This is a genomic window from Chloroflexus sp., from assembly GCF_049970315.1.
In the GTDB taxonomy this organism is placed as follows: domain Bacteria; phylum Chloroflexota; class Chloroflexia; order Chloroflexales; family Chloroflexaceae; genus Chloroflexus.
Genome location: NZ_JBMFNE010000001.1, coordinates 142,483 through 158,404, shown reverse-complemented (window position 1 = coordinate 158,404; position 15,922 = coordinate 142,483). Strand labels below are relative to the sequence as shown.

Below are 15,922 nucleotides of genomic sequence, written 5' to 3'. Positions count from 1 at the left end.
AAGACACTGATAACCATGCTTTCCTTTGGATACTCGGTCGCTCAGCTCTTCATCCGACCGGTCAGATTGGTTCGCAGCTTCACCCCCGAAACCCTGCGTGCCGATTTTCTTGCCGGATTGACCGTCGGATTGGTCCTGTTACCGCAATCGCTTGCCTTCGCGCTATTAGGTGGTTTACCACCCATTACCGGCTTGTATACTGCATTGACCGCTACTATTGTCGGTGCATTGTGGGGGTCATCGAGTCATCTCAATAGCGGGCCAACAAACACAGCGGCCATTATCACTTTATCGGTTCTAGCTCCGGTTGTCCCCATCGATAGCCCGGAGTTTGTCACGGCAGCGAGTTTGGTTGCGGTAATGGCTGGTATTATCCGGGTTATCATGGGTATTGCTCGCCTTGGTATCCTTGTCAATTTTGTCTCTGATGCGGTATCGGTGGGATTTACGACCGGCGCTGGTATTTTGATACTTTCAAATCAAATCGGCCCATTGTTACGCATCGATCTCCCACCCGGTGCCGATCCCATTACGACGGTTACCGAAACAGCTCGTCACTTTGATGCCATTCACTGGCCTTCGTTAGCGGTAGGAGTGACTACGATTGGCATCATTTTGCTTTCACCACGCATCACCCGCAAAATCCCGGCCGTCTTGATTAGTATTGTGATCGTTTCACCGATCGTCTGGTTCCTCAATCTCAAAGCGCAAGGGGTGCGGGTAATGGGACCGGTACCACCGGGTTTTCCACCGCTGGCCCAGTTACCGATCTTCGATCTAGACCTGATCGGACATCTGGTGAACGGTGCGTTAGCACTGGCCATTATCGGCTCGGTAGAGGCCGTCGCGATTGCACGAGCAATTGCCGGCTATACCGGTGAGCGTATTGACAGCAACCAAGAGTTTGTCGGACAGGGGTTGGCCAACATCGCCTCTGGCATCTTTTCAGGAATGCCATGCTCAAGTTCGTTCAATCGCTCGGCATTGGCCTATCAGTCGGGAGGCCAAACGGCTCTTACCGGGGTTGTATCCGGGATAACAGTTTTTCTGGCAACCACCGTCCTCGGTCCGTTGTTGGCCGAAGTCCCGCGGGCGGCATTAGCCGGCGCATTGGCGGTGACCGCTTGGAGTATGGTTGACCGGCGCAATATGTCAAGGATCTGGCGCGGGTCACGGGGCGAGGCGGTTATCATGATCATCACGCTCGTCCTCACCCTGACCCTCCCCCTCCAATTCGCCATTCTCACCGGCGTGCTGATGTCCCTCGGCTATTACCTCCTCCGCACCGCTACCCCGCGCATTGAAACCGTCGTCCCAGACACAGCGTTCCGCCATTGGGACCCCGCCCACGGCCGTCCCACCTGCCCTCAGCTCCTCGTCGTCGACCTCCAAGGCGACCTCTACTTCGGCGCCGCCAGCCACGTCGAAGAAATGTTGCTCCGCCTCCTCAACCAGCACCGCAGTGTTCGTTATCTCCTCCTCCGGATGCACAGTGTCAATCACTGCGATGTCAGCGGCATTCGCGCCCTCGAAACTATCCGCCGCACCCTCCGCGTCCGCGGTGGTGACCTCTACTTCGTCCGTGTCCGCGCCGGCGTGATGTATCGGATGCAGATCAGCGGCTTCTACGAGCAGCTCGGTCCCGAACGCTTCCTCGATGAAGATACCGCCATCGACTTCCTTTTCCACCGTGTCCTCGACCCCGCCGTCTGCATCTACGAGTGCGACCGCCGCGTCTTCCGCGAATGTCAAGAATTGCCCAAACAGACGCTGCCCGGCCACTTGACCATCCCGTTGCTCGACGGCAAGCTGCCGACCCAGATCAATGCCCGTGCCTTGTGGGAAGCGTTGCATAGCCCGCAACCGCCGGCGGTCATCGACGTGCGTGAACCGCGCGAGTTTCAGCGCGGCCATATTCCCGGTGCACGCAACATCCCCCTCTCACGGCTGATCAGCGAGCGTGACGCCGTGCCGGCGGGGCCGGTCGTGCTGGTCTGTCGTAGTGGAAGGCGCAGCTTACGGGCAGCAGCGTTGCTAGTTGGACGCACCCCCCCGCCGCAGGTGCTAGAGGGTGGGATGCTGGCGTGGGAAGCTGCCAACCTACTTGAAGCCGTTGAGCAGGTGTGAAACGGAAGCTCACTTTACACATTTAGTCAAGTGAGAGAATAGGCTTACGAAGCGACCCTTACGGAAGAAGAGAAGCGTCGGGGATTCAGCGATAGCCTACTTTTCGGTACTATAGATCGGTATTCGATAACGAGAATCGATAAAATACATAACCAAAACCCTCTTCTTTTGCATCAACATTCGACAATGGCGTTACAATAACGCTATGATCTAGAACTCATGAAAGCTCTGACAAGGTATGATTGATTACCTACGTTCAGTCATAACCCTCTTTGCCCAACCGATCCGGCTCATCCGCACGTATCCCATCGATGCGTTACGCGCTGACTTCTTTGCCGGAATCACCGTCGGTCTTGTCTTGTTGCCACAATCGCTTGCCTTTGCAATTTTGGGTGGATTACCACCAATTGTTGGGCTGTACAGCGCCATGACGGCAACCATCGTCGGTGCATTGTGGGGTTCATCAAGTCACGTGAACGGTGGTCCAAGCACGACCAGCGCGATCTTGACCCTCTCTGTGCTCCTCCCGATTGCACCGCTTGGTAGCGCCGAGTTTGTCACCGCAGCCAGTATGATCGCGGTGATGGCCGGGATCATTCGCTTAATTATGGGAATAGCGCGCCTTGGCATGCTGATAACCTTTATTTCGGATGCCGTAGCCGTGGGATTTACTGCCGGCTCAGGTCTGTTGATTCTGTTTAACCAATTTGGCCCAATCACCAAACTCTCTATCTCACCTGGTGCCAGTATTCCAACGATCGTCCAAGAAACGGTCACCCAACTGACGGCAATCCATTGGCCCTCACTCATTATCGGTGCCGCTACGATTGCACTCATCTACCTTCTACCCTACATCACACGCGCTGTGCCGGCAGCCCTACTTAGTATGACAATTGTCACAATCGTGACTGCATTTCTCAACATCGAACAATACGGAGTGCGCTTAATCGGTGATATCCCACCAGGTTTTCCACCACTGGCCCAATTGCCCTGGTTTGATATTGGTTTGATCGGCCAATTGTTAAACGGCGCACTTGCTTTGGCAATCATTGGTTTAGTAGAGGCAGTCGCGATTGCACGGGCTATTGCCAGTTACACCGGCCAGCGGATTGATAGCAACCAAGAGTTTGTTGGGCAGGGGTTGGCCAACATCGTTTCTGGCCTCTTCTCAGGGATGCCGTGTTCTGGTTCGTTCAACCGTTCGGCACTAGCTTATCAAGCCGGTGGTAAAACTGCACTCACCGCCGTAATTTCTGGCCTTACTGCCCTGGCAGGAACGGCGATCTTGAGTCAACTATTAGCGATTATTCCCCGACCGGCTATTGCTGGGACACTGATGGTCGCAGCACTTGGTATGGTCGACCGGCGTGGTATGGCGCGGATCTGGCGCGGGTCACGGGGCGAGGCGGTTATCATGATCATCACGCTCGTCCTCACCCTGACCCTCCCCCTCCAATTCGCCATTCTCACCGGCGTGCTGATGTCCCTCGGCTATTACCTCCTCCGCACCGCTACCCCGCGCATTGAAACCGTCGTCCCAGACACAGCGTTCCGCCATTGGGACCCCGCCCACGGCCGTCCCACCTGCCCTCAGCTCCTCGTCGTCGACCTCCAAGGCGACCTCTACTTCGGCGCCGCCAGCCACGTCGAAGAAATGTTGCTCCGCCTCCTCAACCAGCACCGCAGTGTTCGTTATCTCCTCCTCCGGATGCACAGTGTCAATCACTGCGATGTCAGCGGCATTCGCGCCCTCGAAACTATCCGCCGCACCCTCCGCGTCCGCGGTGGTGACCTCTACTTCGTCCGTGTCCGCGCCGGCGTGATGTATCGGATGCAGATCAGCGGCTTCTACGAGCAGCTCGGTCCTGAACGCTTCCTCGATGAAGATACCGCCATCGACTTCCTTTTCCACCGTGTCCTCGACCCCGCCGTCTGCATCTACGAGTGCGACCGCCGCGTCTTCCGCGAATGTCAAGAATTGCCCAAACAGACGCTGCCCGGCCACTTGACCATCCCGTTGCTCGACGGCAAGCTGCCGACCCAGATCAATGCCCGTGCCTTGTGGGAAGCGTTGCATAGCCCGCAACCGCCGGCGGTCATCGACGTGCGTGAACCGCGCGAGTTTCAGCGCGGCCATATTCCCGGTGCGCGCAACATCCCCCTCTCACGGCTGATCAGCGAGCGTGACGCCGTGCCGGCGGGGCCGGTCGTGCTGGTCTGTCGTAGTGGAAGGCGCAGCTTACGGGCAGCAGCGTTGCTAGTTGGACGCACCCTCCGCCGCAAGTGCTAGAGGGTGGGATGCTGGCGTGGGAAGCTGCCAACCTGCTTGAAGCCGTTGAGCAAACATGAAACGGTAAAATGTACTATGAATTGTCGATCTTGCACATCGCATCTATACTTTCGTATACCATTGCAGTAAAGGTATATACCTGCAACGCGATTGGAACACTTGAGAGTGCAACGATGGATATTCCTCAATCACAACGACTTGGTCCCAACACCGGTCTCGATCTCGTGCGTGCTACCGAGGCAGCAGCGATTGCCGCAGCCCGCTTGATGGGACGGGGTGAAGTTGAAGAGGCCGACCGGGCCGCAGCCACGGCGATGGCTGCAGCACTGGCCAATCTTGATCTCGACGGACGGCTCGCCATGGGTGAAGATGTGCGAGCAGCGGTGAGTACGCCTCTCCCCGCCGGAGCGCGCGTTGGTAACGGGAATGGCCCACCTGCCGACCTGATCGTCGATCCAGTTGATGGACGTCGCCAGTTAGCCCAAGGACGGGCGGGGGCAGTTTCGTTTGCTGCGGTTACCAATCGAGGGACGCTCTGGGCACCACATCCGGCGGCATACATGGACAAAATTGTGGTGGGACCGGAAGTTGCTCCCTACATGGTGCCGGAATGCCTCGACGCACCGGCCGGATGGACGTTAGCACTCGTCGCCCGTGCCATTCGACGCACCGTGCGTGATCTGGTCGTCTTTGTCCTTGATCGTCCACGACACACCCACCTCATTGAAGAGATCCGAGCCGCCGGTGCACGGGTAATGTTGGCCGATGATGGCGATATTTATGGAGCTTTACTCGCGGCTATGCCAGGCACCAATGTTGATATTCTGATGGGAATTGGTGGTGCGCCGGAGGGTGTATTAGCGGCATGTGCGATCAAGTCATTGGGCGGAGCAATGCTTGCCCGACTTGCCCCACAGAGCGAAGCCGAGCGCGAGGCAATCACACGTGCCGGCCTTGACACGAAGCGTATCTTGACCTGTGACGATATTGTGAGCAGTAACCAGATTTTCTTCGTAGCCACCGGAATTACCGATAGCATCCTGTTGCGTGGCGTGCGCCTAGCCGGTGATCGGGCCGAAACGAATTCGCTGATTTTGCGGAGTGAAACACGTACCCGCCGCTTGATCTTCGCCGAGCATTTGTTGACCCCCTAAACGAACCTTGGTATCGCCCGGCGTGGTATCGAGAACAACACCGGCCTTCTCCTCCATGGAGAAGGCTGCATTGTACTGTATTAGGCACTGTTACGCTGAGTAAGGCTGTTGTCTGTACCTGCCGACGGCATATCATTTTAACAAACACTGCCAATTACCAATCAATTTGCATGATCGGTGAGATTGTGCTATAATTTCGCTGTGAACTGAATACGACCCCGTAGCTCAGTGGATTAGAGCGTTTCCCTGCGGAGGAAAAGGTCGCGCGTTCGAATCGCGCCGGGGTCGCCAACCAACCCGCCTACTCGGCGGGTTGTTCATTAGCAAAAGCGGTTGCCGAGAAGCGTTTACAACCATCGTTACCATCGTTGCTGAGCTAGGGGGACGATGTGCCGTCCCCTAACATTGCTGCTACTATTAAGACTGCACGTATTCTCAGATCATCCCTCCGGCAACAACACTCCCTCCAGTGCCAATAGCGCCCGCTTCCGCTCGATCCCCCAGCGAAATCCATGCAGCTTCCCGTCAGCACCCAGTACGCGGTGGCATGGCACCACAATTGCTAACGGATTCGTGGCGCATGCCCGCCCCACCGCCCGGGCCGCCGTGATCGGCAGTCCAAGGTCGCGAACAAGTTGGCCGTAGGTACGAGTACTGCCTCGTGGAATAGTCTGTAACGCCCGCCAGACCCGCTGCTGAAACGGGGTTCCTGCTGACAGATCGAGCGGCAACGGCGGCAGATCGGTCTCGTTGCGTAAGTAGGCAGTGATTGCCGTCGCCGCAGGGAGTGGCTCATCGCCTACGTGGATCGATGCAGTGGAGAAGGTTGTGCGAAGTGCCGCTACCAGCGACGAATCATCGTCGCCGAGAAAGACGGCGGCGAGACCGTGCGCAGTCGTGGCGACGAGCAAGCGCCCTAAAGGACTAGCAGTGAGCATGATCGTAAACACGGGCTGCATCACAGTCCTACCTGCAATTCTTCGGCCAGATCAATCGCGCGTAACGAGGCTGCTGCTTTATTACAACTCTCATTAAACTCGTATTCGGGAGTGCTATCGGCCACTACCCCGGCAGCAGCTTGGGCATAGGCAACCCCATCTTTGACTATCAGGGTACGCAGCGCAATGCATGTATCGAGATCACCGTTGAAACCAAGATGCCCAACTGCGCCGGCATAGATACCACGCTGCTCACCCTCGAGTTCGGCGATAATCTCCATCGAGCGAATCTTAGGCGCACCGGTGACGGTACCGGCGGGAAAGCAGGCCCGTAAGGCATCGATTGGCTTGAGATCGGCCCGGAGTTTGCCGACCACTTCTGACACAATATGCTGGACGTGACTGTATTTCTCGATGGTCATAAAGACCGGCACGTGTACCGTTCCCGGTTCGCTGATCCGCCCTATGTCGTTACGCCCCAAATCGACCAACATCAAATGCTCGGCACGTTCCTTTTCGTCGGCCAGCAACTCGGCGGCCAGTCGTTCATCTTCGGCGGCATCACGTCCACGCCAGCGCGTGCCCGCAATCGGGCGGGTCGTGATGTTGCCATCGCGCACCTGTACCAGCATTTCAGGTGATGCACCGACCAAATCGCCTTCGCCGGTGCGAATGTAGAACATATACGGCGAAGGGTTGATGGTGCGGAGAGCGCGATAGATGGTGAAGCTGTCGGCGCTCGTTGCCTTGCTGAAGCGCTGCGAAATCTGTACCTGAAAGATGTCACCGGCCATAATATACTCTTTCGCCCGCAACACCGCCGCCTTGAACTCGGCTTCAGTACGGTTCGAGACGACCGGATTGGGCACGGTACGCGCCGGCGTATTGTGCGGTTCGTAATTGCGCAGGCTAAACCCGATAGTCGAAGGCAATGGCTTTTGCAGCCGGGCTATCAGTGTTTCGATGCGGCTAACGGCTCGCTGATATTCAGCCGCCAAATCCTCGACATCGAGATGGACGTGCGAGATAACGATAATCTTGTGGCGGACGTGATCGAAGGCGAGAAGCGTATCAACAAACATCCACCAGCTATCAGGCATATCGTAGGGACGCACCGGTGGCACCGGTAGGCGTTCAAAATAGCGGGCCGCTTCATAGCTGAGATAGCCAACCGCACCACCAACAAAGATCGGCAAATTGGGCAGACGGATAGGGCGATAGGCGTTAAGATAGCTCTCAAGCACGATCAACGGATCGCTGTATGGAAGAGTCTGCTTGTAGCCCCTATGTGTCGCCTGCGCCACACCGTCGTGCATGCGCAGAACCATATACGGATCGCTACCGATAAATGAATAACGACCGATATTCTGCCCTCCGGTCACGCTTTCGAGCAGAAAGCCGAGACCGCTCTGCGCGATCTTGAGATAGGCCGAGACCGGCGTTTCAAGGTCGGCCATAATCTCACGGTAGATCGGGCAGAGATTGCCCTGCCGGCGTAATTCATACATCTGGTCAAGGGTTGGATAATACATGTAATTCCCCTTATTGGGCTGTCCAATCCATTACAGCGCACAGCCGTCGCCATCTCACGACTGTGCGCCACGCCGTGACCAGCATTATTTCCGGTCATTCGGCAACACAAAACCCACCCGTTCAAGGATCAGGGTCATCTTGGGTTCAGCGACGGCACGAGCCTGTTCGGCGCCAATTGCTAAAATGCGATCTAGCTCTGCCGGATCGTCCATCAACTGATAGTATCGCTCACGAATAGGCCGAAGCGACTCGATCACAACCTCGGCCAATTCACTTTTTAGCGCGCCATACCCTTTGCCGGCAAAATGTGCCTCGATCTCAGGTCGACTTTTTCCGGTAAGTAACTCGTAGATTTGCAAGAGATTGTTGACACCGGCGCGCTCTGGATCATCGCTGAAGCGGATTTCGTTGTACGAATCGGTAACGGCACGCTTGATTGCCCAACGAATCTCGTCGGGTTCATCGATGATCCGAATAGCATGACCGCGAGTGGTATCCGATTTGCTCATCTTGGACGTCGGATCGTTCAAGCCCATAATGCGGGCCCCACTTTCACGGATGACCGGCTCAGGAATGACAAAGGTCTCGCCGTAGAGGTAATTGAACCGCTGTGCCAGGTCGCGGGTCAGCTCGATATGTTGCTTCTGATCTTCGCCGACCGGCACCTCATCGGCGTCATAGAGCAAAATATCGGCGGCCATCAGCACCGGATAGGTGAGCAGACCGGTCATCACACTCTCTTGCTTTTGGGCTTTGGTTTTGTATTGGGTCATACGTTCGAGCCAGCCAAGTGGCGTGACGCAACTAAAGACCCACGCACACTCAGCATGGGCGCGCACATGACTCTGTACAAAGAGCGTCGTCTGTTGCGGATCGATACCGCAAGCCAGCAACACCGCAGCTAATTCACGGGTTTGCCGGTGCAGTGCCGCCGGTTCCTGCGGCACGGTAATTGCGTGCAAGTCAACGATGCAGATAAAGTTGGTCTTCTGGCCCTGCCCGGCCACCCATTGCTGGATAGCGCCCAAGTAGTTGCCGATATGGAGATTGCCCGAAGGCTGAATGCCGGAAAAGACTCGTGGTTTGCGGTTCATACGCATGCCTCTTGTCGATGATTATCGAAATTACAGAGTAAATACGCTGAATAGACAACTCCGCCAGGCAAATCGAGATTTATCTCATATGTACGTCACCAAAAGAAGCCAAGATATTGTCCACTTTGCGGATGGTAGACCGACCATTGACAGGTTCTTCTCGCCAATACGCTGCTCATACTACTTATAGATGACAGCAGTCTGCTCATAGCGATTTCCTTTCGATAGTAACAGAGAAGTTTTACCATCCGTTACCCTCTTGCCGGTTGTGCCGCTCGATCAGAAGTGCGGCAAACTATATCTTTCGCCAACAATGCTATACTATGAGTATCGTTGCCGTGTATCAGCATGCCAGGTTATCAATGAAGCGTTTGTTCCTCTTGATAGTTTTGATCGGGCTGCTAGGCAGCCTGAGCACACCAACAACGCCGGCTCTGGCCGAAACACCTGCGACGTTCATCAGTCTCAATCCCATCGTTCAACCACTGACGCCCACACCGGTCGTAGTGCGCATAAGCGGCTACAATGGCCCAGCCTCTCTGATCATATTCGACGGTCGCGGGCGCTTCGCCGGCGTCTTCAATCTGACCATTGTCAACGGTGAAGGTTGGGGCGAAGTGATACCGCGCGGCGCACTGGGTAACCATTGGGCTGCGCTCTTCACTGCCGATGGGCAGATAGTCGCCAATGGTACCATCTATCGCCTTGATGCGGAAACTACGCTGCACACCGGTATTGATGGCTATGATCGGTTGTACCCAACCGTGCGCCGATTTATGGCTGCTGACCGGCTGAGCTATCAGCTCGACGGGCAGAAGGTAGTCGGTTACCGCTCGCCCGACAGCCCGCTGCTCTGGCTGCGCGACCACTACTATCAAAATCGTGCGTTTCGCTATTTCGAGACCGATCTGCGTTCGTTGCCGGAGGCATTTGCGCGTGCGCAAGCCCCTGACGGTAGTCTGCCCGATTTCGTCGCCCGCCCGGAGTGGGCCATTCCTGCGTTTCGTACTCCGGTCGAAGCCGATGTGGAATATCTCTTTGTGCAATTGATCTACGAGACGTGGCAAGTCACCGGCGATACCGAATGGATGCTGCGCATGTTGCCGGCTGCACAGCGCGCCATTGACTACACACTGCGCGACTCGCTGCGCTGGGAACCGACATTGGGGCTGGTCAAACGCCCGTTCACTATCGACACGTGGGATTACGAGTACGGCCCGGCGGTGGTCAACCCGAACACCGGCGAACTGGGACCGCGCCACTGGATCGATGAACAGACCAAGTGGGGCATTTTTCACGGCGATAACACCGGTTTGGCGGCAGCACTCAAGGCGTTGGCGCTGATGGAGGAGGCTGCCGGGCAAGCAGATCTGGCCGCTGTGCGCCGCGTGATTGCCGCCGATCTGATGACGCGCCTCAATGCGCTGAGCTGGAATGGCCGCTTCTACACCCATCATGTCAAGCTTATCCCCTATGATGTGCCCGGCGTTGATGAAGCCGAGCAGTTGAGCCTCTCGAACGCGATCGCGCTGAATCGCGGTGTCTTAACCGAAACGCAAGGCCGGGCCATTGTGGCCGAATATCTGCGTCGGTTGAACGATCCCCGTCGGATCGCCTTTGCCGAATGGTACAGCATTGATCCTCCATTTCCGGTAGGCGCATTCGATATGAACGGTCGTCTCGGCGAACGACCGGGAGAGTACGTCAACGGTGGCATTATGCCGTTAGTCGGTGGTGAACTTGCCCGCGGTGCATTCCGTTACGGCTACGAAGCCTACGGCTTCAACATTTTGCAACGGTACATTAACCTAATCGAGCGCACCGGCACGAGCTACCTCTGGTACTACCCAACAGGTGGGATTGCACCGGCCAACGAATTCTTACCCACCGATGGCTGGGGGGCTAGCGCAATGCTCGGTGCGTTGATCGAAGGCGCTGCCGGCATTGAGGACCAGCATACGAGTTTCACCACGGTTACCATTTCGCCGCGTTGGCCAGCCGACCCGGTCTACACGATCCACGATGTCTACGCAGTAGCTCGCTACGCCGCCGGCGATGGGTATGTCGCATACCGGTGGCAACTGAGACCGGCCACCGACAACCAACCGAGCCAGATCAACCTCACCGCTACCGGCAACGGCGACAGCTTCCGCTTGCGTCTGCTTGTACCGGCAGGTATGACACCACAAACCATACACCTCAACGGCGCGCCCATCTCGTTACAGATCGAGCAAGTTGGTGCTAGCCGGTACGTCACTATCACCGCCGCCGGGCCGATTATCACCGTCACAGTGACGCTGGCGCGAGGGTAGGATCGCATTGGATCAGGGCGTCGAGGCACTGCGAGCGCGGGGGAGGGAACCAACCCTTCACGACTTTGCCTTCTCTGCACCTTTGCGTGAGCGACCCGCTGCCCTCCTCCGCGCCTTTGTGTTAAAGTCCCTACGCCCCTACCGATGGCAACCCGGCCAACGCCATCGCCACCTCGGTGTCCGAATACTCGTAATCGCGCAACTTACCAGCCTGATAATCCATATAGGCCTGCAAGTCAAAATGGCCATGGCCACACAGATTAAACAAGATAACCTCGCTCTTCCCCTCTTCCTTGCAGCGGAGCGCCTCACGAATAACGCCGACAATAGCGTGGTTAGCCTCAGGTGCGGGCAAAATACCCTCAGTGCGGGCAAATTGGACACCGGCAGCGAATGTCTCAAGCTGCTGAATGGCAATCGCCTCGATAACCCCAAGCTCAAGCAAATGGCTCACCAACGGAGCCATACCGTGGTAACGCAGACCACCGGCATGGATACCGGGCGGCACAAAAGTGCTACCGAGCGTATGCATCTTCATTAATGGCGTCAAGTGAGCCGTATCACCGAAATCGTAAGCATACTTCCCTTTAGTCAGCGACGGGCAAGCCGCCGGCTCAACTGCCACCACCCGTAATGGCCGCTCACCGCGCAGCTTCGCCCCGATAAAGGGGAAAGCGATACCGGCAAAATTCGAGCCGCCGCCGGTACAACCGACCACCACATCAGGATAGTCGCCGGCCATCTCCATCTGGATCATCGCCTCTTGGCCGATCACCGTCTGATGGAGAAGGACGTGATTGAGCACGCTGCCGAGCGCGTAGCGGGTATCATCGCGCTGGGCTGCCACTTCCACCGCCTCAGAAATCGCGATACCAAGACTGCCGGTACTATCCGGATGCTCGGCCAAGATAGCCCGTCCGGCTGCCGTCTCGGTGCTTGGGCTGGCGATCACGCGCGCACCGTAGGTCTCCATCAGCGCCCGACGGTAAGGCTTCTGATTGTAGCTGACTTTGACCATAAACACCTCGACCTCAAGGCCGAACAGCGCACCGGCGAAGGCAAGCGACGAACCCCACTGACCGGCACCGGTTTCGGTAACTAACCGCCGCACCCCCTCGATCTTGTTGTAGTAAGCCTGTGCCACTGCCGTATTCGGTTTGTGGCTTCCGGCCGGACTGACACCCTCGTACTTGTAATAGATGCGAGCCGGCGTATCAAGCGCACGTTCGAGCCGACGCGCACGGAAGAGAGGCGTGGGCCGCCACTGGCGATAGATAGCACGCACCTCTTCAGGAATGGGAATCGTGCGCTCAGTGCTCACCTCTTGCTTGATCAGCTCCATCGGGAAAAGCGGGGCCAGATCGGCAGGGCCAATGGGCTGACCGGTAGCCGGATGTAACGGCGGTGGCGGCAGAGAAGGGAGATCGGCGGCGATGTTATACCACGATTCCGGCAGGCGATCTTCGCTGAGCAGATACTTGACGGTTTCCACAGACACCTCTCCTTGCAGCAATACACCAAATACACCAATAAAAAAGCTCTCGACCAAATTGGTCGAGAGACGGAATAAACCGCGGTGCCACTCTCGTTCGCCGCAGCTCACGCACACGGCGCACTCTACAGGTGCTGTCGGCAATGCCGCTCCACACCTAGCGCCCTGATAACGGTGGCGTCTCCGGCAGCGACTACTGCGGGAAAACCCGGTTCGCCGTGCGACTCACAGGCCCATTCACAAGCACCGAACTTGCCGATCTCGCACCATCACCGGCTCGCTGGACTGTCGCCATGCTTGTTACTCTTCCTGATCAACGTCGTTATTCTAATGTGGAGGAAGTATACCATCCTCGGTTGTCGGTGTCAATACAAGGTCATACCACATCGAACAAGAACGTAATTGTACGTTTACCCTGTGGATTCCGGTGACAGAGGGCGATTCAGAGGCCGGCCGTGCAAATAGGAGAACGTTCGCTATGCTAGCGAAAACCGCAATCAATAACAACTTCCACCAACACACCTGTAGAACTCGACAACGATGATGACATATGCATCCGACAAGGGTTTCGCGTGTGGGTCTTTACAAATCCGCAATAGGGAACAGATCCGGTTTATGAGCCTGTTTCGGGCTAACCCGGCGCACGAATTGGCCGATCGGCTGCCATACGCGAACCGCATCAACGACGAATTGCACATAGTGTGAGCCTATATCGGCTTTGACGGCTATCTGGTTGGATCAGACGGAGCTACGCGGCGCAATATCATCTTCGCTACCCGTACTTTCATCGATCACGTGCGGGCTGGGTTGCGAAGGGCGAGACGGATGTAATTGCGTAATCGCTGTTGGCAGCAGCGCGGCTACCGCACGCCATACCTTCTCTGTCGGCAGCAACACGGCTGCCACATACCATACGTACAGTCTCCTGAGCGTATTCACAGAGTAACAAAGGGACTGTATCGTTTCAAACTAGGTATGAACTAGATCATAGCTGCATGAATCAACAACGGCCACCGAATCGTAGGTGGCCGGAGAGAGGGGAATGAGGGCGGTGTGTAGGTTGGGAGATGTTTGTCACGCGGCGACCACCGCAAATCGCTTCGCTTGACAATAGGTACTATAGCAATCATAGATTAGCCCTAGATTAATCCACTATTAGATGAATGTTAACGGCTGACCAAGTGCGATCTTTTACCCAAGTTATCCACAATTCCACCAGTTATCCACAATTCTGCACAACTTCATTCGTTCATGTCCCAACCGTGACCGGAAGACAAAAGCGGTGTATACTCAAAAAGGAGGCTATGCAACAACGTTCAATGAAGACGACAGAGGAGTAACAGTGACACAACGTATCGTCATTGTAGGCGCCGGGCTAGGTGGGTTGGCGACGGCTATCCGCTTAGCCGGGCGCGGCTATCAAGTTGATATCTTTGAAGCTGCCGACCGTCCGGGTGGGCGCATGCGCGGCTTCTCGCTGGGTGATTACCACTTTGATACAGGACCGACCATCTTACAGTTGCCGCGACTATACGACGAATTATTTGCGAGCGTGGGGTTGCGTTTTAGCGACTACGTCGAACTAGTACGCCTCGAACCAAATACACGAATCAGATTTTGGGATGGTGAATACCTCGATCTGACTTCGGATACGGCGGCCTTCAAGGCGCAGCTTGCCCGATTTGGTTCAGAGCTGCCGGCGCAGTTTGAACGCTGGTATATTGAGCATATCCGCAAGTACAAGGTCGGGTACGAACCGTACCTTGCGACGCCGGTACGAACACCGCTCGGTTATTTGAAACCACGTGAAATTGCCGCAGCGCTCGCTTTTCGCCCGTGGGAAAGCCTGTACGATCACTTCAAGCGCTTCTTTCACGATGAACGAGTAGTCTATGCCTTGGCTTACCAAGCGAAGTATTTGGGTATGCACCCTACCGCCTGTTCGAGCATCTTTAGTCTGGTGACCTTCCTCGAGTTTGCTGAGGGCATTTGGCATCCGATCGGCGGCTTTCGCGCTTTGGCAGCCGGATTGGCTAAAGCTGCGACCGATTTAGGTGTAACGATACATTACAACCGACCGGTCAAACAGGTGCTTGTCGAAAACGGACGGGCTTGTGGGGTTGAGTTGGCTGATGGCGAGCGAATATCTGCTGACGGTGTGGTGGTCAACGCAGATTTTGGTCATGCGCTGACTCACATTATCCCACCGCACGCGCGTGGCAAGTATACCGATCAGAAACTCAACCAGATGGAGTTTTCGTGTTCAACGTTTATGCTCTATCTGGGTGTCAACCGACGCTGGGACGAGTTGCCACACCATCAGCTCTATCTCTCAGCGACGATTCGTCGTAACGACCCATTGTGGGCCAAAAGTGCAATTCTCGACGAAGAAGATCCATCGTTCTACGTATGTAACCCAACGATTGTCGACCCGGCGAACGCCCCTCCCGGTCACAGTACTCTGTTTGTGTTGGTACCGGTGCCTAATCTGCGTTATCAGGTTGATTGGCCGGCGGTGAAGCAACGTTATCGGGACCTGGTGATTCAGCAGATGACCAAACTCGGGTTTCATGATGTCGAGCGCCACATTGTTGTCGAGCGGCATTACACCGCCGAGACGTGGCGCGACGAGCATCACACTTATCTAGGCGCGGTCTTTAACCTGATTCACAGTTGGAGCCAGCTTGGCCCATTCCGCCCCCACATCCGGCACGATGGCGCGCGCAATCTCTATTGGATCGGCGGTGCGGTGCATCCGGGTAGCGGTCTAATGACCATTTTAGAGGCAGCCAAGAGCGCGGTTCATTTTATCAGCGAAGACCTGCCATTGGACCAACCGATAGCGATAGGACGTTAGGGATAGGCATCGCCCCACCGTAGCCCCGCACTGCCGGACGGGCCCCGCACTGCCGGACGGGCCCCGCACTGCCGGACGGGCCCCCCACTGCCGGACGGGCCCCCCACTGCCGGACGGGCCCCGCA

The 15,922-nt window shown here is 56.4% G+C and carries 9 protein-coding genes, 1 tRNA gene and 1 other annotated feature; of the genes, 6 read left to right on the top strand and 4 right to left on the bottom strand.

Annotated elements, in window-relative coordinates; genetic code table 11:
* Positions 1 to 15 precede the first annotated feature (15 nt).
* The 4 genes from ACP5OT_RS00725 to ACP5OT_RS00710 all read left to right on the top strand — a co-directional run bounded on the left by ACP5OT_RS00725 (position 16) and on the right by ACP5OT_RS00710 (position 5,862).
* Positions 16 to 2,127, top strand: a complete 2,112-nt coding sequence (locus ACP5OT_RS00725) for a SulP family inorganic anion transporter (protein ID WP_424674581.1) — start codon at positions 16 to 18, stop codon at positions 2,125 to 2,127.
* Between the two features lie 238 nt (positions 2,128 to 2,365).
* Positions 2,366 to 4,417 carry a SulP family inorganic anion transporter gene (locus tag ACP5OT_RS00720; RefSeq protein WP_428131059.1) on the top strand — a complete coding sequence of 684 codons (2,052 nt, stop codon included), beginning with the start codon at positions 2,366 to 2,368 and terminating at the stop codon, positions 4,415 to 4,417.
* A gap of 173 nt (positions 4,418 to 4,590) precedes the next feature.
* Positions 4,591 to 5,571, top strand: coding sequence for a fructose-bisphosphatase class II family protein (locus tag ACP5OT_RS00715; RefSeq protein ID WP_424674579.1), 981 nt, complete (start codon positions 4,591 to 4,593; stop codon positions 5,569 to 5,571).
* A 214-nt stretch (positions 5,572 to 5,785) separates the two neighbouring features.
* Positions 5,786 to 5,862 (top strand) — tRNA-Arg (locus ACP5OT_RS00710).
* A gap of 149 nt (positions 5,863 to 6,011) precedes the next feature.
* Here ACP5OT_RS00710 and ACP5OT_RS00705 read toward each other — a convergent pair.
* The 3 genes from ACP5OT_RS00705 to trpS form a co-directional block, all read right to left on the bottom strand.
* On the bottom strand, positions 6,012 to 6,530 hold the full coding sequence (locus ACP5OT_RS00705; RefSeq protein ID WP_424674604.1) for a methylated-DNA--[protein]-cysteine S-methyltransferase: 519 nt from the start codon (positions 6,528 to 6,530) through the stop codon (positions 6,012 to 6,014).
* The gene (trpE, locus tag ACP5OT_RS00700; RefSeq protein WP_424674578.1) at positions 6,530 to 8,041 is read right to left on the bottom strand and encodes an anthranilate synthase component I; all 1,512 of its coding nucleotides are present in this window, start codon (positions 8,039 to 8,041) and stop codon (positions 6,530 to 6,532) included. Before trpE ends, ACP5OT_RS00705 begins: the two co-directional genes overlap by 1 nt.
* 84 nt (positions 8,042 to 8,125) lie before the next feature.
* Complete coding sequence (trpS, locus tag ACP5OT_RS00695; protein WP_424674577.1) at positions 8,126 to 9,136, bottom strand: tryptophan--tRNA ligase; 1,011 nt, start codon at positions 9,134 to 9,136, stop codon at positions 8,126 to 8,128.
* Positions 9,137 to 9,498: 362 nt separating this feature from the next.
* Between trpS and ACP5OT_RS00690 the strand changes: the two genes are divergently transcribed.
* Positions 9,499 to 11,448 carry a hypothetical protein gene (locus ACP5OT_RS00690; RefSeq protein ID WP_428112880.1) on the top strand — a complete coding sequence of 650 codons (1,950 nt, stop codon included), beginning with the start codon at positions 9,499 to 9,501 and terminating at the stop codon, positions 11,446 to 11,448.
* 130 nt (positions 11,449 to 11,578) lie between these two features.
* On the opposite strand, the gene ACP5OT_RS00685 is transcribed toward ACP5OT_RS00690, so the two are convergent.
* A complete protein-coding gene (locus ACP5OT_RS00685) occupies positions 11,579 to 12,940 on the bottom strand; it encodes a TrpB-like pyridoxal phosphate-dependent enzyme (protein ID WP_424674575.1) in 1,362 nt (453 codons plus the stop codon).
* Positions 12,941 to 13,002: 62 nt separating this feature from the next.
* Positions 13,003 to 13,266, bottom strand: a binding site (T-box leader).
* A 1,016-nt stretch (positions 13,267 to 14,282) separates the two neighbouring features.
* On the opposite strand from ACP5OT_RS00685, the gene ACP5OT_RS00680 reads away from it, so the two are divergent.
* Positions 14,283 to 15,797: a phytoene desaturase family protein gene (locus tag ACP5OT_RS00680; RefSeq protein WP_428131056.1), complete on the top strand. Its 1,515-nt coding sequence runs from the start codon at positions 14,283 to 14,285 to the stop codon at positions 15,795 to 15,797.
* The last annotated feature ends 125 nt before the right edge of the window (positions 15,798 to 15,922 follow it).

Excerpts from the sequence above, each read along its gene's own strand:
- ACP5OT_RS00705 (WP_424674604.1), bottom strand. The coding sequence starts at position 6,530 with ATGCAGCCCGTGTTTACGATCATGCTCACTGCTAGTCCTTTAGGGCGC.
- ACP5OT_RS00725 (WP_424674581.1), top strand. The coding sequence starts at position 16 with ATGCTTTCCTTTGGATACTCGGTCGCTCAGCTCTTCATCCGACCGGTC.
- ACP5OT_RS00690 (WP_428112880.1), top strand. The coding sequence starts at position 9,499 with ATGAAGCGTTTGTTCCTCTTGATAGTTTTGATCGGGCTGCTAGGCAGC.
- ACP5OT_RS00715 (WP_424674579.1), top strand. The coding sequence starts at position 4,591 with ATGGATATTCCTCAATCACAACGACTTGGTCCCAACACCGGTCTCGAT.
- trpS (WP_424674577.1), bottom strand. The coding sequence starts at position 9,136 with ATGAACCGCAAACCACGAGTCTTTTCCGGCATTCAGCCTTCGGGCAAT.
- trpE (WP_424674578.1), bottom strand. The coding sequence starts at position 8,041 with ATGTATTATCCAACCCTTGACCAGATGTATGAATTACGCCGGCAGGGC.
- ACP5OT_RS00720 (WP_428131059.1), top strand. The coding sequence starts at position 2,366 with ATGATTGATTACCTACGTTCAGTCATAACCCTCTTTGCCCAACCGATC.